The following is an 18,432-nucleotide window of genomic DNA, read 5'->3' as shown; positions in this document are numbered from 1 at the left end:
TTGAAACCAGAAAATTGACAGGAGAGAAACATGGCAGCCAAAGACAGACTGGCCGTATTGACGGCGATTATTGAGCAAAGCGTCATCCCCGTGTTCTATCATCCGGATGAAGAGGTGTGCATCAACGTCATCCAGGCCTGCGCCAATGGGGGGGCGAAATGCATCGAATTTACCAATCGCGGGGATTTTGCTGCCGACGTTTTCCTGCGGGTGACGCGGCATTTCGCCAAGGCTGATCCTTCGGTCATCATGGGCGTCGGCTCGGTGTGCGATGCGCCGACGGCGGGGCTTTATATCGCCTATGGCGCAAAATTTGTCGTCGGCCCCATGCTCAATGCAGAAGTGGCGCGGCTGTGTAACCGGCGTGGTATCCCCTACAGCCCAGGGTGTGGCTCGGCGACGGAAATCGGCAATGCCCAGGAACTGGGGTGTGAAATCATCAAGGTATTTCCCGGCGCATCGGTCGGCGGGCCGGATTTCGTCAAGAGCGTCATGGGGCCGATGCCCTGGACGCGCATCATGCCCACCGGCGGTGTCGATCCCAGTGAAGATTCGCTGCGCAAATGGTTTAGCGCCGGCATTGTCGCTTGCGGTATTGGCTCCAACCTCATCACCAAAAAACTGCTTGAAGCCAAGGATTACCAGGGGATCGAGGAAAATTTCCGGAAGACGATCGCCCTCGTCAACCGCATCAAGTCCGAGCTTGCCGGTAAGTAAGCCCGATCAAAAATAGCCAAGAGAGCAAAGAAAGGATTTTCCATGAGCGAACTCATCGTCAAACCCGCCGGCGATGCCCAATGGGATTGTGCGGCCTTTGGTGAAATCATGCTGCGTTTCGATCCGGGGTTTGGCCGCGTGCGCAATGCCCGCAGCTTTCAGGTCTGGGAAGGCGGCGGCGAATACAACGTTGCCCGCGCCATGCGCAAATGCTGGGGCAAGCGCGCAATGGTTGCGACGGCCATTCCGAAGAACGACCTTGGCTGGCTGCTTGAAGATTTGATCATGCAGGGCGGCGTCGATATGCGCCACGTTATCTGGCGTGATTTTGACGGGCTGGGTAAAAACACCCGCGTCGGTCTCAATTTCACCGAAAAGGGGTTTGGCATCCGTCCGGCCCTCGGCTGTTCTGACCGCGGCAATTCCGCCGCCTCACAGATTCGCCCCGGCGAGATCAATTGGGAAAAAATCTTTGGCGAAGAAGGCGTGCGCTGGTTCCATACGGGCGGCATCTTTGCGGCGCTCGCCTCGAATACGGCCGAAGCCGTGATCGAAGCGGTTCAGGTCGCCAAAAAATACGGCACGGTGGTGGCCTATGACCTCAACTACCGCGCCTCGCTGTGGACGAGCCAGGGCGGCAAGGAGGCCGCCCGGCGCGTTAACCGCGAAATTGCCAGGTACGTCGACGTGATGATCGGTAATGAAGAAGATTTCACGGCCTGCCTCGGCTTTGAGGTCGAAGGCGCCGATGAGCATTTGACGAAAATCGAAACAAGCTCTTTCGCCAAAATGATCCAGAAGGCCGTCGGCGAATTTCCCAACTTCAAGGTCGCGGCGACGACGCTGCGCAACGCAAAAACGGCATCGATCAACGACTGGTCGGCCATCCTCTGGTTCGACGGCAAAATTTACGAGTCGATGAAGCGTGACAATCTGGAAATTTATGACCGCGTGGGCGGCGGCGACGGTTTTGCCTCCGGTGTGGCTTACGGTTTCCTGGAAGGCAAAGGCCCGCAGGCCGCCGTGGAATATGGGGCGGCGCACGGCGCACTGGCTATGACCACGCCGGGCGACACATCGATGGTGCGCGTCGAGGAGGTCGAAGCCGCGATGAAAGGCAAAGGCGCCCGGGTAATCCGCTGATGCGGCCGGTGGCAGCCATCGCCGCGCCACCATAAACAAGCAGCACAAGCCGTCCGTGGGGCGGCTTTTTGTTGGGCGAGCTTTGTTGTGCTCCGGTAAAAATTCGCTGCCGCCGGGCGATGCATTCAAGCCAGCATCGACCCATGCGCAGGCGGATGAAGCGTCTGAACCGCCCCAGTTGCAATATTGAAATTCAGGCATGTGATGATCCGTGGTCGGATGCTCGGCGTTGGCAGCTTTGAGCGGTTCGTCAAGGGAAACGGGATCTATTTATTACGGTACCATGCACACAAGGCCTCCTTAAACCCTCTGGCGCCGCCCGCACCGGCTAGGTTGAGGGAATTTAGGTAGGATGCGTGTTGTCAGTTTCCGCCATGTCGCCAATGGTCAAAGACGGTCGCCGAAGTGCTGGTCAAACACTGCCCCGTGCCGCAGGAATTTGTCGGCATTGAGGATACCTTTACAGAGTCGGGCGACTACGAGAAACTGCTGGCGAAATACGGTCTGTCGGCAGCGCATATTGCGGACAAGGCGGAAAAAGTCTTGCGCCGCAAACGCTGACGGACTGACCGGCGGCGGATTTTTTCAACGCTTCGTGCAGGCGTTCGTTTCACGGGGGAGATGATGATGCGTATCGTCGTAGCGCCGGATTCATACAAAGGCAGCGTTTCCGCACCGGGCGTGGCGGCGGCCATGCAGCGCGGCATCGCACGGATATTCCCCGACGCGGTTATCGACCCGGTGCCGATTGCCGACGGCGGCGAAGGAACGGTCGAAGCGCTGGTGGCGGCAACGCACGGCGAGCTGCGCCATGCGCGCGTCACCGGCCCGCTCGGCGAAGCGCTGACGGCGCACTGGGGCGTGCTCGGCGATGGCCGGACGGCAGTCATCGAAATGGCGGCGGCTTCCGGGTTGCCGCTGATTCCGCCCGATCGCCGCAATCCGCGCGTGGCGACGACTCTGGGTACGGGCGAACTGATCCGCGCCGCGCTCGATGCCGGTCTGCGCAAAATCATCATCGGCATCGGCGGCAGCACCACCAACGACGGCGGTGCGGGCATGGCGCGGGCACTGGGGGCGCGCTTTACCGACGCCGCCGGGCACGATCTGCCGGAAGGCGGCGCAGCGCTCGCCCGGCTGGCGACGATCCATCTGGAGGGCCTCGACCCGCGTCTGGCGGAAGCGGAAATCGTCGTCGCCTGCGATGTCGACAATCCGCTTTGCGGCGCGCGCGGCGCATCGGCCGTCTTCGGCCCGCAAAAGGGCGCGACGCCGGAAATGGTCGCCGAGCTGGATGCGGCGCTGGCGCACTATGCGCAGATTGCCGAGCGGGCGACGGGGCGGCCCATTGCCGAATCGCCCGGCGCCGGCGCGGCCGGCGGCCTGGGCGCGGGGCTGCGCTTCTTCACACCGGCGGTTTTACGGCCGGGCGTGGAAATCGTGCTGGAAGCCGTCGGCTTCGATGCGCGGGTCAAGGACGCCGCTTTTGTGCTGACGGGCGAAGGGCGCACCGATTTTCAGACGGCTTTTGGCAAGGCGCCGGTCGGTGTGGCCAAAGCCGCCAAGCGTTACCGCGTGCCGGTGTTCTGCATTTCCGGCGGCCTGGGCGAAGGCGCGGACGAAATTCTGGCGCAGGGCATCGACGCCGTGATGAGCATCTGCGACAAACCGATGCATCTCGCCGAATGCATCGACGATGCCGAAGCGCTGATCGAAGCCGCCGCCGCCCGTCTGTGCCGCATCATCAAAGCGTCGCGGACGGTCTAGCCGCGCCGGCGGCTGCCGGCCTGATACCGCTTCGCCGGAAAAGCCGGCAAGCCACTTTTCGTGCGTCCGAGTGGGGCGGGTATTTGCCGTCGGCAGGGTGCCCGCTAGCCCGCGTAAAACGGGCATCTCCGGATGGGCTGCCCGCCAGCCCAGTGTTTACGTGGGTTTCCGGCCTGCCTATCTGCCAGCCCAGTATTTATGGGCGCTTCCAGCCTGCCTGCCGGCAAACGCCCGATTGACAAGGGCTTCAGAGGCAACCGGGCTGAAACGCCCAAAATACGCGGAGCACAGGCCGACGGATCATTTCACTCCGCTGCGGCTGGCAGGCGCATGCCTGACCCATACGGCCGGCGGCGGTTTGCCTTTGAGAATTTTCCCGCGCTTGGCATCCGAACACGCACAATCTGCCGGCAGGGAGATTGGGCGGATGAAAAACTGCTCCGCCGGAAAAGCCAGCAAAACCACTTGCCATGCGTCCGAGTGGGGCGGGTATTTGCCGTCGGCAGGGTGCCCACTAGCCCGCGTAAAATGGGCATCTCCGGAAGGGCTGCCCGCCAGCCCAGTGTTTACGTGGGTTTCCGGCCTGCCTATCCGCTGGCCAAGTATTTACGGGCACTTCCAGCTTGCCTGCCGGCAAATGCTCGATTGACAAGGGCTTCAGAGGCGGCCGGGCTGAAACGCCCAAAGGACGCGGAGCACAGGCCGATAAATTATTTCACTCCGCTGCGGCTGGCAGGCGCGCTTTGGTAGGAAGCGGGCGGCGCACCTTCGTTTTCCTTGGCTTGCGCTCGTCCCGCGCGCGTCAAATTCGGACTATGGCGTTTTCTTCATACGCGCCGCACCTGCGCCTTCCGCGCTTTCCTCAGGCGCCTGCCGAAAACGCCGGCCTTGCCAGGTGCCACGTTCGCGCAGGCGCGCTTCCAGCAGGGCGGGGAAGCGCGAGAGGCGCAGGCCCCAGTCGGGCGAGAGCCGCAGCTTGGGCGGCACTTCGCTGCCTAGCCGCTGGATTTTGACCGACGGCGGCAGGTATTCGAGCATATCGATTACCGCGTCGAGATAGGCGGGCGGCGAAAGCAACGCGATGCTGTCCGGCGCGCGCCGGTATTGCACGGCCAGCCGCGTGCCGCGCACGATTTGCAGCTGGTGGAATTTCAGCGCGTCGATCGGCAGGCGGGACAGCGCCTGGGCGCCCTGGATCAGGCCGGCCGGCGTCTCCAGCGGCAAGCCGAGCAGCAGGTGGCCGGTGACGAATAGCCCGCGCTGCACCGCACGCCGGATGGCATCGGCGCTACAGGCAAAATCATGGCCGCGCCGGCATGCCGCGAGCACCGCGTCATCGCAGGATTCGATGCCGATTTCCAGCTCGACCGGCCGTCCGCGCGCCAGATCGGCGAGATAATCCAGCGTCGCATCCGGCAGACAGTCGGGGCGGGTGCCGATGACGAGGCCGCGGATGTCCGGGTGCGCCAGCGCTTCGCCGTACATCCGCCGTAACTGTTCGAGATCGCCATAGGTGTTGGAATAGCTCTGGAAATAGGCGAGAAACCCCGCCGTCTCCGGGTAACGCCGGCGCATGAAGGCGATGCCGGTGTCGATCTGCCGGCGGATGTCGCGCTGCTCGCGCAGGTAGCTGGGCGTAAAGCCGGCGTTGTTGCAGAAGCTGCAACCGCCCCGCCCCAATGTGCCGTCTCGGTTGGGGCAGGTGAAGCCGGCGTCGAGCGAAATCTTTTGCAGTCGCCCGCCGTGATGCGCTTTAGCCCAGTCGTTATAAGCATGGTAGCGACGGCCGCGGAAATCGGCGGGTATTCCCGGCATATCGGATTCCGGCGTGACCGCCCGCTCGGCAGCGGACGGATGGCGGGACGATGCGGGCAGGGGGGCAAGCGTCATTTTGATTCGGTGAATACGCGGCACGGGTATGGCAGCGCGGGTATTTTAGGGCATCCTGCCTTTTGAGACGCAGCCCGGCCCGCTCAAGGCATGGCGGCGCTGCCTGATGACCGCAGCCTGGGCGTAAAGACAGAACGGGTCATGGCCGACAATGGCGCAGCCTATCGGTCATGGCGCTTTGCTAGGCGGCTGGCGCGCCTGGAGATCACGCACCTTTGCACCCAGCCCTAGACGCCACGCACCCCTGGCAGGGCTGGGCGGTTCATCCAGATGCTGCTGCGCGATTGGGCCGATGCTTATCGTTACCCCTCATCAGCGCATCGCGCTGATGAGATCGCGCCTTAGATGCTTCGTTACAACTTTCATCGGCCTTACTCGGCGGTCGGCCACTGGCTTCCCGCTACGCGGTTCGGCTTTGCAGGGAACGATGTGTTGGCAAATTACCGTTAGATGCCCGGATGCTTGCCGTCGTCCGGCGGGTCAGGCAAGGCGTTGGCGCATCGTCTGTGTTCATACTCATGCCATATCCATGCTATCCGCCGCCGCAGAGGCGCCCGGCCGTAGGCGGAGGTTTCGTTGGGCGGCTTGACCGAGCTTCGTCCGGGAATAGTCAATGGCGGGCAGGCTAAGAGCAGCAGTCGTGGCAGAGCCAGCGCCGTTGCAACGCCGGCAAAGTTATCGGTCGAACCAAAAACGGCGCTTCAGGAAGCGCCTGGATGAAGGCGCTTTCCAGAGTGCGATGCCTTGCGCGGCGCATCGGAGGAGGCGTTCAGCGTTACTGCCCGGTTTCGCCCGAGGTGTCGTCGCTCCGGAAGAATGGTTGCCGTCGCACATGCCGTTTTTCCAGCCCGGCGATGTTCGCAACGCCAAGCTGGGCGAGGGTGCGGCTCAACTCGCTGGTGAGAATATCCAGCGCCTTGTCGATGCCGGCGCGGCCGGCGGCGCCAGCGCCGTAGAGCAGCGGCCGTCCGAGCATGACGGCCTGCGCGCCGAGCGCCAGCGCCTTGGCGATGTCCGTCCCGCGTCGGAAGCCGCTGTCGATAAAGATTTCCGCCTCGTTGCCGCAGGCGGCGTGGATCTCTTCCAGCACGTCCATCGGCGAAACGCAGCCGTCGAGCTGGCGGCCGCCGTGGTTGGTTAGCACAACCGCGTCGGCGCCGAGGCGAATGGCGCGGCGCGCATCGGCGGCGGTGAGAATGCCTTTGACGACCAGCTTGCGCGGCCAGGTCTCGCGCAGCCATTCGAGGTCGGCCCAGCGCAGGCCCATATGCAGTTTTTCGGCGATAAAGCGTGAGCCGCGCCCGGCGCGGTCTTCTGCCGAAAAGTAGCCGGCGAGGTTACCAAAGCCGGGCACGCCGCGCGCGCCGCCGACAATGTTGGCCGCCCAGGAGGGGTGGCAGGCGGCATTCAGCATGGATTTCAGGCTCAGCTGCATCGGCCCGCGAAAGTAGCGGCGCTCGTTTTCTCGGTTGCCGAAATGCTGGCAGTCGACGGTGAAGACCAGCGCCTCGCTGCCCGCGGCGTCGGCGCGGCGCACCAGGTCGCGGTTGATGCCGGCATCCTTGAACATATAGAGCTGATACCAGAAGCGCAGGCCGGGCGCGGCCTGGGCGACCTCCTCCATCGCCGCGTTGGACATGGTGCTCAGCGTAAAAGGGATGCCGGCCTGAGCGGCGGCTTGGGCGAGCAGCACATCCGCCCGGTGATAGAGCATGCCGTTAAAGCCGGTCGGCGCGACGATGAACGGGCGCTCGGCCGGCGCGCCCAGAATATCGACGCCCAGCGAGCGATGTTCCGCGTCGATCAGCGCATCGGGGACGAACTGCCAGCGCCGGAAAACGTCGCGGTTATGTTGCAGGGACACGCGGTCTTCGGCGCCGGCTTCGACATAGGCCATGGCAAAGGCGGGCACACGGCGATGCGCCAGGCGGCGCAGGTCTTCGATATTCAGGGCGGAATCCAGGCAGCTCATGATGTTGGCAAAGCGGAACGTAGGGCAAATGGGCGGGTAAATGTTGGCGGAAAACTGACGTCAATAAAGAAACAGCAACCGGCCGACGGCCGGAAAACAGCGGAAAAACACGAAGCGCATTATAACGGCAGGCAGTTATGGCTCGCAGAAACGGTATGCAAAGGCGGGCGAACAAGCCCAAAACCCATATGGAATCCCGCATGGAATAAAGGTTTCCGCGACGCCTACCCGCAAATGCCCAAAAGACGCGGGTTCCAGCGCTGCCCTGGCTGAAATGCCCAGTTGACGCGGGTTCCGGCGCTGCCCTGGCTGAAATGCCCAAAGGACACGGACTCCGGGGCAGCTAGTGCGGAGGTGTATCCGCCGCGGACGTTCGGATGACTCAGAGGTTCAACCTACCGCGCACAGATGCTGGCGTGCTTAACGCGTAATACAAAGCAAACACCGGCAGTGACGGAGCAGGCTCGAAGCCCGCGTGGAATAAGGGTTTCCGGGGTGCCTGCCCGCAAACGCCCAAAGGACGCGGGTTCCAGCGCTGCCCTGGCTGAAAAGCCCAAAAGACGCGGGCTTCCGGACTGCCGCCGCAGATAGTACAAGGCGTGCGGCAAAGCGGCGCAACGCGGTGACGGTTTTTTTAGATATTTGACGCTACACGCGCAAGCGCCTGCGCGCCGGCTACAAGATCACCTTTTACTGGAGAGTATCGATGCAAAAACACACGCGCAAGCGCCTGCGTGCCGGGTACAAGAGCCTGAAACGACACATGCCGGGCTATTTACCCATGAGCGTTTTTCTGGCTTGGGGACTTTTAGCCTGCTGCCCGCTAACCCGCGTGGATTGGGTGTTTCCGACCTGTGGCCCGGCAACCCGCGTCAATTGGGCGTTTGCGGGCAGGTAGGAGCGTGGAAAACCGACCGCTGCGGTAGCCACCATGGCGTATAAAGTTGCCGCGAGCGTGGAAAATCCGGCGGCCAAAAAGCGGCAAGGAGCGGAAAGTGACGATTTTTGTCACTTGGCTGCTCGAAATGGTCAACGATTTGCCGGTCGAAAAAACCCGCCATGTCCTAAAAAAGAGATTTTTGAGCAAAAAGTCACACAAAACGGACAAAAATGCGAGCTGGCACGGTTTGTGATTGTACTTAGGCAACGGGACTTCCGTTGTAGCACTTAACCAACCAACAAGGAGACTTGAAATGAAAAAGATTCAACAAGGCTTTACCCTGATCGAACTCATGATCGTTGTTGCGATCATCGGTATCCTGGCCGCGCTTGCCCTGCCGGCATATCAAGACTACACCGGTCGTGCGCAGTTCTCTGAATCGCTGACCGTGGCCGGCGGCCTGAAGACCGACGTGCTCGATTATGTCGGTCAAAATGGCGCATGCCCGGCTAACGCCACTGACGCCCAAGGATCTATTAAGAAAGCGGCTCTATACGAAACGAAGTATTTGACCCAAGTAGAGACGGGTGCTGGTGTTGACGCGAACAAAGACTGCGCGATTACGGCAACTTTCAAGTCTACGGGCGTCAACAAGAAATTGGTCAGCAAGAAGGTTCGCCTGAATGGTGAAGGCGTGCTGGATACCAGTGCAACCCAAAAGGGAACCGTCGATTGGAAATGCGCGACGGATGCGGACTTCACCGTTGTTCCGAACGCCTGCCAAACGGCTCTGAACTAGTTTTTGGAAATGGCACGCTTATCGGTTTCCTGAGTGTGCCTGATTTCTTTCAGATAGTAAAAAGCCCGCAGTTGCGGGCTTTTTCATCTGAATTTCTTTTCTTTCGTGGAGTTTTGAATCCATGTTAAATTCTCTGCGCTCATCTGCCGGTTTTACGCTGATTGAACTGATGATCGTCGTTGCCATTATTGGCATCCTGGCTGCCTTGGCACTGCCGGCATATCAGGATTACACCGGGCGCGCCCAGTTTATCGACGGATTGGGTACGGCTGCCGGCCTCAAGGCCGACCTGCTGACATATGTCGGGCAAAATGGTGCCTGCCCGGTAAATGCTGCCGGGAATGCAGGTAATATTCGTCCGGCGTCTTCATATGCCACCAAGGTGCTGGCGCGCGTTGACACCAAAGCGGGCAGCAATGTGGACGATTGTGTTATCGAAGGGACATTTAAAAGTACAGGTATTCACGCCAAGCTGCGCGGTAAAACGCTCAGCCTGACAGCTGTAAAAATGTTATTGGCCTCGGCCGGGCAGTATTCAATGGTAGACTTTGTTTGTTCCAGTACGGCGGATGCCTCTGTTCGACCCAGTTCGTGTCAGTAAGCAGTAGCCTTCTGGTTGCCTGATGCCAGGCGGACTAAACACAAAACTGATTTTCCAATTTTTCATGACTACGCATTTTCGATGTCTGCCGACCAGTTGAATCACGGTATCGGACACAGCATGGTGACCCGCCTGAGGGCGTCTGGTATTCACTTCGTCATTAGCGCTACCGTGGCATTCATTGTCGCCGGGTTGGTATTCTGGCTGTGGTATCCGACGCCGCATCAGCATTTATCCGGCGGTATTGATCTGTTTGTTCTATTGATTAGCGTTGATCTGGTTATTGGTCCCTTGTTGACGCTGATTGTCTTTAACCTGTCCAAGCCTCGACGCGAACTGGTGCGCGATCTGTTTATCATCGCTATCCTGCAGGCAGCTGCGCTGATGTATGGAATGCATGTGGTTTTTCAGGCGCGGCCAGTGCACGTTGTTTTTGAATATACCCGTTTCAGGGTGGTGTATGCCTCGGATCTGCTGCCGGAATTTCTCAATAAAGCCCCAGAAGCCATGCGCCATCTGCCGTGGACTGGGCCGACTTTCCTGTCAGTGCGACCGATGCGGGCGGAAGAAAAACTAGATATCCTCTTGCAGGAATTGAGTGGTTTTCCTCTTGCCAATCGGGCTGATATGTGGCAACCCTATGCTGAGGCAGCAAGTAATGCTGCCGCAATCGGTAAATCCGTTACTGATCTCATGCCGCGGCTGACATCGGCACAACAGGCATCCATTAGGGCGCTGATGGCACAAAAGAATTTGTCGGAAAAGGACGTGGTGTATGTGCCGCTATTATCCAGATCACCCCAAGTCGCTGCTGTTCTTGTTGAGGCGCACAGCGGTCAGATTCTGATGGTGCTTGATACCAGTATTGAGTGATGCGGTTGCTATTGTGTTGAGAAGCTGTTGTTGCATGATTCTTTGATGGCAGGCGTAGAATCCAAGTAATTTTGAAGGAAGGCGCTTTGAACGGCCTTTACGAACCCAACCAGTTGTTGGATTGCGCTATGCCTGTGGTTCTCGCCTGTTTTTCAGCATGGTTGTCGACATGGCTGGATCTTTGAATTGAGCGGAGCTTTCAGACAGGTAGACTTATATGGCTTGCCGAAGTTGTGACGAGACTGTTTGTGCGTTCGGCTAGCGGCTAGCCGCAGACTGTGACGATGATGCGCCGCCGGTGTGGGCGGGCGCGATGTTCCCAGAGATAGATGCCTTGCCAGGTGCCGAGCGCCAGCCGGCCGTCGGTGATGGGAATGATGAGTGAGCTGCCGGCGAGCAGGGTGCGGCCGTGTGCCGCCATGTCGTCATCGCCTTCGTCGGCGTGACGGTAGGCCGGGTCGCCGTCGGGCGCCCAGCGTTGCGCCAGCGTTTCCAGGTCGTGGCGTACCGAAGGGTCGGCGTTTTCGGTGAGCATGACCGAGCAGCTCGTATGCGGGACAAAGACATTGACCAGCCCGCAGGCGATGCCGGCGCGGGCAACGATTTCGGCGATGGCCTGGGTGATTTCACGGGTGCCGCGTCCGGGCGTGGTGATTTCGAACGTGTGCTGGAAGGCGGTCATTGTCGTCTTTCGGATTCCCGGCGTGGCTCCGGCGTGGCTAAATCTTGCCCGTACTGCCAAAGCCGCCAGCGCCGCGGGCGCTGGCTTCAAATTCTTCGACGATATTGAAGCCGACCTGAAGCACAGGGACGATGACCAGCTGCGCCAGCCGGTCGAGCGGGTTGAGGGTGAAAGGCGTTTGGCCGCGGTTCCAGACCGAAATCATGATTTCACCCTGATAGTCCGAATCGATCAGCCCGACGAGATTGCCGAGAACGATGCCGTGTTTATGCCCGAGTCCGGAGCGCGGTAAAACCAATGCGGCAAGCCCGGGGTCTGCCAGATGAACGGCGATGCCGGATGGAATCAGTTGAGTGTCTCCCGGCGCGATGGTGAGCGGTTCGGCAATGCAGGCGCGCAGGTCGAGTCCAGCCGAGCCGGCGGTGGCGTAGCCGGGCGGGGAGGCTTTGAGGCGCGGGTCGAGAATGCGCACGTCGATGCAGCGGTGTATCGTTTTTTTCATGACCGTTTTTTCTCCGGCTTTTCCGGTTTTTCCAGTAATTTAGCGATACGTTCGATCAGGGTGTGCGCCAGTTCAGCCTTGCTGCCGGGCGGTAGTGCCGTTGCGCCGGTTTCGTCAAACAGCGTGACGGCGTTGTTGTCGCCGCCGAAGCCTTCCTGAATCAGGTTGCCGACGATGAGCGGAATTTTTTTGCTGCGGCGTTTGCGTTCGGCGTATTCGGCAAGCTTTTGGCTTTCGGCGGCAAAGCCGACGCACAGCGGCGGATTGGGCAGCGCCGCAACTTCGGCGAGGATGTCCGGATTGCGCACAAGTTCGATTGGCGGCGGCGCGCCGTCTTCCTTTTTGATCTTGTGTTCGGCGGGGGTGGCAGGGCGGTAGTCGGCAACGGCGGCGACGCCGATAAACACATCTGCGCCCTGCGCATGGAGGCATTCCATGACTTTTGCGTGCATTTCGAGCGCGCTGACGACATTGATGCGGGTGATGCCGGCCGGCGTGGGCAAGGCGACCGGGCCGCAGACGAGCGTGACAGCGGCGCCCGCAGCGCGCGCAGCGCGGGCGATGGCAAAGCCCATGCGGCCGCTGGACAAATTGGTGATGCCGCGCACCGGGTCGATAGCTTCGAACGTAGGGCCGGCCGTCAGCAGGACATGTTTGCCGGCAAGATGCTTGGGCTGGAAATGTGCGATGACCGATTCCAGGATTTCCGCGGGTTCCAGCATGCGCCCTTCGCCGGTTTCTCCGCACGCCTGTTCGCCGGCGGCGGGGCCGAGAATCGTTAAGCCGTCTGCGCGCAGTGTGGCGATGTTGCGTTGTGTGGCGGGTTTTCCCCACATTTCACGGTTCATCGCTGGGGCGACGAGGAGTGGGCAGTTGCGTGCTAGCGTCAGGGTCGTCAGCAGATCGTCGGCGAGGCCGTGAGCGGTTTTCGCCAGATAATTGGCCGTGGCGGGCGCGATGAGCAGCAGGTCGGATTCGCGCGAAAACCGAATGTGCGCCATGCCGCTGTCGATTGAGCTGCTTTGCTGGTCGGTCAGTACCGGGTGGCCGGAAAGCGCCTGGAACGTTAGCGGCGCGACGAAGTGTGTCGCGGCTTCGCTCATCGCCACCTGTACGGAGGCGCCTGCTTTGACCAGAAGACGGACGAGTTCCGCCGCCTTGTAAGCGGCGATGCCGCCGGTGATGCCCAAGGCGATGCGCTTGCCTGCCAATTCTGCACGTTCCATGTGCGTTGTCCTTCCGTCCTGTCGAAAATTTAGGCATTATTGGAGCCGCATTCTAACCGAGTTTGATGATGGCGATTACTGACTGGCCGGAAGACGAACGACCGCGCGAACGCCTGCTGCAGCAAGGGGCGGCGGCACTTTCCGATGCCGAATTGCTGGCGTTGTTCCTGCGCGTTGGCGTCAAGGGCAAAAGCGCCGTCGATTTGGCGCGGGAGCTGATCGGCCATTTTGGCAGCCTCAATCGGCTCTTCTCGGCCAGCCAGGCCGAGTTTTCCGCCATCCCCGGCATGGGGCCGGCCAAATACGCGCAACTACAGGCCGTGCTGGAAATGTCTCGACGCGCACTGGCGGAGAATCTTCAGCAGTCAAGCAGCCTGACGACGCCGGCAGCCGTGCGCGATTTTTTGCGCCTGCATCTGGCCGGGCTGCGGCATGAGGTATTTTTCGCGCTGTGGCTCGACGCGCAGCATCGTTTGATTACGGCCGAAGTTTTGTTTTCCGGCACTCTGACGCAAACCAGCGTTTATCCGCGTGAAGTCATCAAGCATGCGCTGGCGCATAACGCCGCCGCCGTCATTTTTGCGCACAATCATCCTTCTGGCGCAGCCGAACCGTCGGCGGCGGATCGCACATTGACGCACGAACTTAAGCAGGCTTTGGCGATGATTGACGTAAAAGTCCTTGACCATTTCATTGTCGCGGGGATGGGGGCGCCGCTATCCTTTGCCGAGCGGAGTATGCTCTAGCCCGCTGAAACAGCGGCTTCCTTGGCAAAACTACAGTGTTGATTTTGCCTGATTTTTTTACAAAGTCGCGCCGCTATAGCGGAGCGAATTAATTTTCGATACAAGGCAGCAAGCCGCAGACAGTACAAGGAGTACGGCAAGGCGCAGCAACGCCGTAGCGAACGTTAAGTGAATTCGCTATATGAAGCTTTCGGGGCGCTCCCTCTGATATGCCCTGTAAAACTGAACCCCGCGCCTGTGGAAGAGGGCAAAAAAGAGGCTCTGAGACCCGCGTGGATAAAAAACCCGCGTGAATAAAGGATCTCCGGGCATCCCTTCTGAAACCCGCGTGGAGTGGGCGTTTTAGGGTGCCTACCCGGAGATGCCCTGTTTACAAGGGTTTCAGGGCGTCTCCTCTGAAATGCCCTATCCATAAGGGGTTGCGGGCATCGCCGTGCGGATGCTGGGCGGTGCAGCGGGGGGTGCATCAATGCGCCAACAGCGCGTAAAAAAGACAAAATGCTTGAATTTTCGAGGGTGTTTGCATTAGAATGCGCACTTTTCTCCCCAAGATCAACTGGAGCAAGCATCATGGCACGAGTCTGCCAAGTGACGGGCAAAGCCCCGATGGTTGGGAATAACGTTTCCCACGCAAACAACAAAACAAAGCGCCGTTTTCTCCCGAATCTGCAATATCGCCGTTTCTGGGTGGAGAGCGAAAACCGCTGGGTGCGGCTGCGCGTTTCTACCGCCGGACTGCGCACGATTGATAAGAACGGTATCGATGTTGTACTCGCCGACCTGCGTGCACGCGGCGAAGTCTGAAAAGGAGTGCAGCCATGCGTGAAAAAATCAAACTCGAATCCAGCGCCGGTACAGGTCATTTTTACACTACGACTAAAAACAAGAAAAATACCCCCGGCAAGATGGAGATCATGAAATATGATCCCAAGGCGCGTAAACATGTGATGTACAAGGAAACCAAGCTCAAGTAAGCGCTGGATTGACGTAACAAAAAGTCGATGGTTCAGGGAATGCCTCGCCCAAGTGATTGGGCGAGGTTTTTTTGCGTTCAGGATCTGGGTCTGGTTTTTAGGGCAGAAAACATAAATCGCCTGGAACCCCTTTAAACACAAGGACCTTGGGGCATCAAAAAACATAAACCAGAATACTGCGCCCGATGGATCCTCTGAAACCCACTCGGCCGGCTAATAAGCTCAGGCGGCGTTTAGTGCCTGGTCGAGATCGGCAATTAAATCGTCGATGTGTTCGATGCCGACCGAAAGACGAATCATGTCTTCAGTCACGCCGGCTTTGGCCAGTTCCTCAGGCGATAGCTGACGGTGTGTCGTCGACGCCGAGTGACAGGCGAGTGTTTTGCAGTCGCCGATATTGACCAGCCGGGTAATGAGCTTAAGCGCATCCTGAAAACGTCCTCCGGCTTCGCGGCCACTACAGCGCGTACCTTTTACGCCGAAATTAAGAATGCCTGAAGCGCGGCCGCCCATGTATTTTTTGGCCAGCGGGTAATCGCTGTTGTCCGGCAGACCGGCATAATTAACCCAATTGACCTTTGGATGGCCGCGCAAAAATTGGGCGATGGCGAGGCTGTTCTCGCAGGTACGATCCATGCGTAGCGCGAGCGTTTCGACGCCTTGCAGGATTAGGAAAGCGTTGAACGGGCTGATGGAGGCGCCCATATTGCGCAGCGGGACGACGCGGGCACGGCTGATGTAGGCGGCAGACCCAAAAGTTTCGGTATAGGTAACGCCGTGGTAAGAAATATCCGGCTCGTTCAGACGCCGGAATTTCTGCCGGTGCTCGGCCCATGGGAATCTGCCGCTATCGATGATGATGCCGCCGAGACTGTTGCCGTGTCCGCCAAGATACTTGGTGAGCGCATGCACGACGATGTCGGCGCCGTGCTCAATGGGGCGGCACAGATAGGGCGAAGCGACGGTATTGTCGACGATCAGCGGAATGCCGTGCGCGTGGGCGACGTCCGCCAGACGGCCGATGTCGGTGATATTGCCGCGCGGGTTGCCGATCGTCTCGCAGAACATGGCTTTGGTTTTTTCGTCGATCAGCTTGCCGAAGGCATCCGGATCGCGGTAGTCGGCGAAGCGGACTTCGATGCCGTATTGCGGCAGGGTATGGGCAAAGAGGTTGTAGGTGCCGCCGTAAAGCGTGCTGGACGTGACGATGTTGTCGCCCGCCTCGGCTAGCGTCTGGATGGCGGCGGTGACGGCGGCCATACCGGAAGCAAAGCATAGTCCGGCGATGCCGCCTTCCATTGCGGCGATGCGTTTTTCCAGTACATCGTGCGTTGGATTCATCATCCGCGTGTAGATGTTGCCGGGAACCTTGAGATCGAATAGGTCGGCGCCGTGCTGTGTGCTGTCGAAGGCATAGGACGTCGTCTGATAAATGGGTACGGCGACAGATTTGGTGGTCGGATCGGAACTGTAGCCGCCATGAATGGCCAGCGTTTCAATTTTCATGATGGGCTTCCTGGAATAGGGGCGTTGCCGGGAGCCGGAAACACGGTGGTAAAAGCGCGCCGATTGTCTCTGTCTGCGGTGTTGGCTGGGGACGGGGCATATCTTCAGCGCGGATTTTTGATGCTTTTCTCAACTTCGGCACAAAGCCTAGAGAATATTTCATCAAAGGTGCCGGTGCCGTCAACCTTCACCAATCCATGCTGCTGGGCATATTTGGCGATGACCGGCAGGGTTTTCGATTCGTGTTCCCTGAGGCGCTCGATGATCTTGGCTACGCTGGAATCGTAGGACATGCCATGTCCGCTCCTGCCGCGTTCATCGAGGCGGCTGACCAAATCGAGTAGAGGCACTTCAAGTTCGAGCGCAATGGAAATCGATCTACCGCGTTTTTTCAACAGACCGTCCAAAATATAGGACTGAACGAGTGTGCGCGGTAAGCCTTTGAAGATGAAGCCCTTGGCATTCGCGTTGGCGTTGAGCCGTCGTTCGATCAGCTGTACGACGATCTCGTCGGGAACCTGCTGGCCGTTGTTGTAGAGATCAATGACCGTTTTGCCGATTTCCGTCTGGTTCCGGATCTCGTTTTCGAGCATTTCGTTGGTCGAGATGAATTCGAGTCCGTAGCGCTCGGCAAGCGCTTTACCCTGCGAATCGCGCCCTGATCCGGGATAACCGAACAAAACGATGTTCAGAGGCTGCTTTTTCAGCTCGTTGGCGGCAATGGCATCCAGTTCGCGTGTAACTTCCTCAATGCTGCGCGTGCCGTCGATGTCGTAGCAGATCCCTTTTTCACGATAAAAGCTGAGGACGGGGATCGTCTTTTCGTTATATTCACGCAGGCGATTGCGGATCACCATTTCGTTGTCGTCACTGCGTCCCGATGTCTTGCCGCGATTGAGTAGCCGCTCGACGCAGACTTCCTCCGGCAGATTCAGGCTGAGCAGGCAGTTCAGTGAGGTATTTAGCTTGAGCATCAGCCCTTCGAGGATATAGGCCTGCACATAGGTGCGAGGGAAGCCATCGAACAGAAAACCGTTGGCTCCCGGATGGTCAATGATCGTCTTTTCGATGATCTGTACGATGATTTCATCTGAAACCAAGCCGCCTGCGGCAATGATGCTCTGGGCCTGGATACCGAGCGGCGTCTGGTCGGCGATCTCTTGCCTTAGCAGATCGCCCGTGGAGATATAAAGTAGGTTGTATTCTTTGACGAGGTGTTCCGATTGCGTTCCTTTTCCCGCGCCGGGCGGGCCGAAGAGGGCAATGTTTAGCATGGCGGTTTGCTTCCAGGAAGTCGTTGAGTGGATCGGGCCGGCAGATCTTTCCAGGCGCCGGATGCGCTGCGAATTGCCGGACATCACAAATGAAAACCGGATGCAGTATCCGCATCTTGTATGCGGCCGTCAATGACGGAAAATACGGTGTAACGTGCGGGCGGCCAATCATGCGCCTGCGCCTTATATACTTTTACCCTTCTACTTTTACTCTTCTCCGCCCGGATTTCTTAGCGCGCTTACGTACTCACGCCATGTCTCCGTTTAAAACGCTTCTGCTGATCATACTGGGGTCGCTCGTATCGACGGGCGCTGCGCTCGCGTTGTACGACTTTTTTCTTGAACGCCACGAGCAGGAGCGGCGGCAGGAAATGATCCGGGAAATCAATGCAGGCATCGAAAAGAAACGCCAGAAAGCGCAAGAAGAAGCGGTGGACGCCGTCACGGAATACGCAGCCAGGCGCGCGGAAGAGCAGGAGCAAAAGCGGCGGGAAGAGCGGCTGGCGGCGGTCGCCGAAGCTGTTGATCAGGAACGGCTGCGGCAAGGCATCGGCAGCGCCGCGGTTTTACGGGCGGGCATCACCGAATATTTTGCCGCCAACGGCGTCATGCCGACCAGCCTGGATGCATTGGGTTACGACGCCGGTTGGACGCCCAGCAACGTGCTGGAGTCGGTAGATATTCAGGCGGGCGGCGTCATTGTGTTACGCTTCGCTCCTCGGCCCCGCGGCGAGGTGGTATTGATCCCCGACAGCGCGGCCGATTTAATTCGCGGCTGGCAGTGCGAGAGCAAGGACTTCCCCAGCATTGAGCAGATCGCCGATTGCCGCTTTACCGGAAGCATCTATTGAGCGGATTCTCCGGATGTTCATCAGATTGT

Annotated in this window: 20 protein-coding genes; 12 read left to right on the top strand and 8 right to left on the bottom strand. The window is 59.3% G+C overall.

Annotated features, from left to right (window positions below; all coding sequences use genetic code 11):
- Positions 1-30: 30 nt before the first annotated feature.
- The 4 genes from ABCS64_RS07870 to ABCS64_RS07855 all read left to right on the top strand — a co-directional run bounded on the left by ABCS64_RS07870 (position 31) and on the right by ABCS64_RS07855 (position 3,627).
- Positions 31-717 (top strand): bifunctional 4-hydroxy-2-oxoglutarate aldolase/2-dehydro-3-deoxy-phosphogluconate aldolase, encoded by a 687-nt coding sequence (locus ABCS64_RS07870; RefSeq protein WP_418891307.1) that lies wholly within the window; start codon positions 31-33, stop codon positions 715-717.
- Positions 718-759: 42 nt separating this feature from the next.
- Entirely contained in the window at positions 760-1,860 is a 1,101-nt protein-coding gene (locus tag ABCS64_RS07865) for a PfkB family carbohydrate kinase (protein WP_418891306.1), read from the top strand.
- Positions 1,861-2,265: 405 nt separating this feature from the next.
- Positions 2,266-2,421 (top strand): hypothetical protein, encoded by a 156-nt coding sequence (locus ABCS64_RS07860; RefSeq protein ID WP_418891305.1) that lies wholly within the window; start codon positions 2,266-2,268, stop codon positions 2,419-2,421.
- A gap of 66 nt (positions 2,422-2,487) precedes the next feature.
- On the top strand, positions 2,488-3,627 hold the full coding sequence (locus tag ABCS64_RS07855; RefSeq protein ID WP_418891304.1) for a glycerate kinase: 1,140 nt from the start codon (positions 2,488-2,490) through the stop codon (positions 3,625-3,627).
- A gap of 813 nt (positions 3,628-4,440) precedes the next feature.
- Here the strand turns inward: ABCS64_RS07855 and mnmL are convergent.
- Entirely contained in the window at positions 4,441-5,517 is a 1,077-nt protein-coding gene (gene mnmL, locus ABCS64_RS07850) for a tRNA modification radical SAM protein MnmL/YtqA (RefSeq protein WP_418891303.1), read from the bottom strand.
- A gap of 775 nt (positions 5,518-6,292) precedes the next feature.
- Complete coding sequence (locus tag ABCS64_RS07845) at positions 6,293-7,489, bottom strand: alpha-hydroxy acid oxidase (RefSeq protein WP_418891302.1); 1,197 nt, start codon at positions 7,487-7,489, stop codon at positions 6,293-6,295.
- Between the two features lie 931 nt (positions 7,490-8,420).
- Here ABCS64_RS07845 and ABCS64_RS07840 point away from each other — a divergent pair.
- Positions 8,421-8,660 (top strand): hypothetical protein, encoded by a 240-nt coding sequence (locus tag ABCS64_RS07840; protein WP_418891301.1) that lies wholly within the window; start codon positions 8,421-8,423, stop codon positions 8,658-8,660.
- Positions 8,661-8,682: 22 nt separating this feature from the next.
- Positions 8,683-9,168 (top strand): pilin, encoded by a 486-nt coding sequence (locus ABCS64_RS07835; protein ID WP_418891300.1) that lies wholly within the window; start codon positions 8,683-8,685, stop codon positions 9,166-9,168.
- Between the two features lie 18 nt (positions 9,169-9,186).
- Here ABCS64_RS07835 and ABCS64_RS07830 read toward each other — a convergent pair whose 3' ends face one another.
- A complete protein-coding gene (locus ABCS64_RS07830; RefSeq protein ID WP_418891299.1) occupies positions 9,187-9,354 on the bottom strand; it encodes a hypothetical protein in 168 nt (55 codons plus the stop codon).
- Between ABCS64_RS07830 and ABCS64_RS07825 the strand changes: the two genes are divergently transcribed.
- Entirely contained in the window at positions 9,338-9,769 is a 432-nt protein-coding gene (locus ABCS64_RS07825) for a pilin (protein ID WP_418891298.1), read from the top strand. The two genes, ABCS64_RS07830 and ABCS64_RS07825, sit on opposite strands and share 17 nt — an antisense overlap.
- 81 nt (positions 9,770-9,850) lie before the next feature.
- Positions 9,851-10,642 carry a TfpX/TfpZ family type IV pilin accessory protein gene (tfpZ, locus tag ABCS64_RS07820; RefSeq protein ID WP_418891297.1) on the top strand — a complete coding sequence of 264 codons (792 nt, stop codon included), beginning with the start codon at positions 9,851-9,853 and terminating at the stop codon, positions 10,640-10,642.
- Between the two features lie 265 nt (positions 10,643-10,907).
- Here tfpZ and ABCS64_RS07815 read toward each other — a convergent pair whose 3' ends face one another.
- From ABCS64_RS07815 to coaBC, 3 genes are read right to left on the bottom strand one after another with little or no spacing between them, the layout of a single operon-like run.
- Positions 10,908-11,324: a secondary thiamine-phosphate synthase enzyme YjbQ gene (locus tag ABCS64_RS07815; protein ID WP_418891296.1), complete on the bottom strand. Its 417-nt coding sequence runs from the start codon at positions 11,322-11,324 to the stop codon at positions 10,908-10,910.
- Between the two features lie 37 nt (positions 11,325-11,361).
- Entirely contained in the window at positions 11,362-11,814 is a 453-nt protein-coding gene (gene dut, locus ABCS64_RS07810) for a dUTP diphosphatase (protein ID WP_418891916.1), read from the bottom strand.
- Between the two features lie 8 nt (positions 11,815-11,822).
- Positions 11,823-13,052 carry a bifunctional phosphopantothenoylcysteine decarboxylase/phosphopantothenate--cysteine ligase CoaBC gene (coaBC, locus tag ABCS64_RS07805; RefSeq protein WP_418891295.1) on the bottom strand — a complete coding sequence of 410 codons (1,230 nt, stop codon included), beginning with the start codon at positions 13,050-13,052 and terminating at the stop codon, positions 11,823-11,825.
- A gap of 68 nt (positions 13,053-13,120) precedes the next feature.
- Between coaBC and radC the strand changes: the two genes are divergently transcribed.
- The 3 genes from radC (at position 13,121) to rpmG (ending at position 14,772) form a co-directional block, all read left to right on the top strand.
- Complete coding sequence (radC, locus tag ABCS64_RS07800; protein ID WP_418891915.1) at positions 13,121-13,798, top strand: RadC family protein; 678 nt, start codon at positions 13,121-13,123, stop codon at positions 13,796-13,798.
- A gap of 570 nt (positions 13,799-14,368) precedes the next feature.
- Positions 14,369-14,602 (top strand): 50S ribosomal protein L28, encoded by a 234-nt coding sequence (rpmB, locus tag ABCS64_RS07795; protein ID WP_418891294.1) that lies wholly within the window; start codon positions 14,369-14,371, stop codon positions 14,600-14,602.
- A gap of 14 nt (positions 14,603-14,616) precedes the next feature.
- Positions 14,617-14,772 carry a 50S ribosomal protein L33 gene (gene rpmG / locus ABCS64_RS07790; RefSeq protein ID WP_418891293.1) on the top strand — a complete coding sequence of 52 codons (156 nt, stop codon included), beginning with the start codon at positions 14,617-14,619 and terminating at the stop codon, positions 14,770-14,772.
- Positions 14,773-14,994: 222 nt separating this feature from the next.
- Here the strand turns inward: rpmG and ABCS64_RS07785 are convergent, their stop codons facing one another.
- Together ABCS64_RS07785 and ABCS64_RS07780 are read right to left on the bottom strand one after the other, a co-directional pair.
- Positions 14,995-16,278: an O-acetylhomoserine aminocarboxypropyltransferase/cysteine synthase family protein gene (locus tag ABCS64_RS07785; RefSeq protein ID WP_418891292.1), complete on the bottom strand. Its 1,284-nt coding sequence runs from the start codon at positions 16,276-16,278 to the stop codon at positions 14,995-14,997.
- Positions 16,279-16,382: 104 nt separating this feature from the next.
- Positions 16,383-17,552 (bottom strand): adenylate kinase, encoded by a 1,170-nt coding sequence (locus ABCS64_RS07780; protein ID WP_418891291.1) that lies wholly within the window; start codon positions 17,550-17,552, stop codon positions 16,383-16,385.
- 89 nt (positions 17,553-17,641) lie between these two features.
- Here ABCS64_RS07780 and ABCS64_RS07775 point away from each other — a divergent pair, with 89 nt between their 5' ends.
- A complete protein-coding gene (locus ABCS64_RS07775) occupies positions 17,642-18,403 on the top strand; it encodes a pilin (protein WP_418891290.1) in 762 nt (253 codons plus the stop codon).
- The last annotated feature ends 29 nt before the right edge of the window (positions 18,404-18,432 follow it).

The organism is Dentiradicibacter hellwigii (assembly GCF_041770905.1).
Classification (GTDB): domain Bacteria; phylum Pseudomonadota; class Gammaproteobacteria; order Burkholderiales; family Rhodocyclaceae; genus Propionivibrio; species Propionivibrio hellwigii.
The sequence above is the reverse complement of the archived record's forward strand: the minus strand, read 5'-3'. Positions and strand labels throughout refer to the sequence as shown.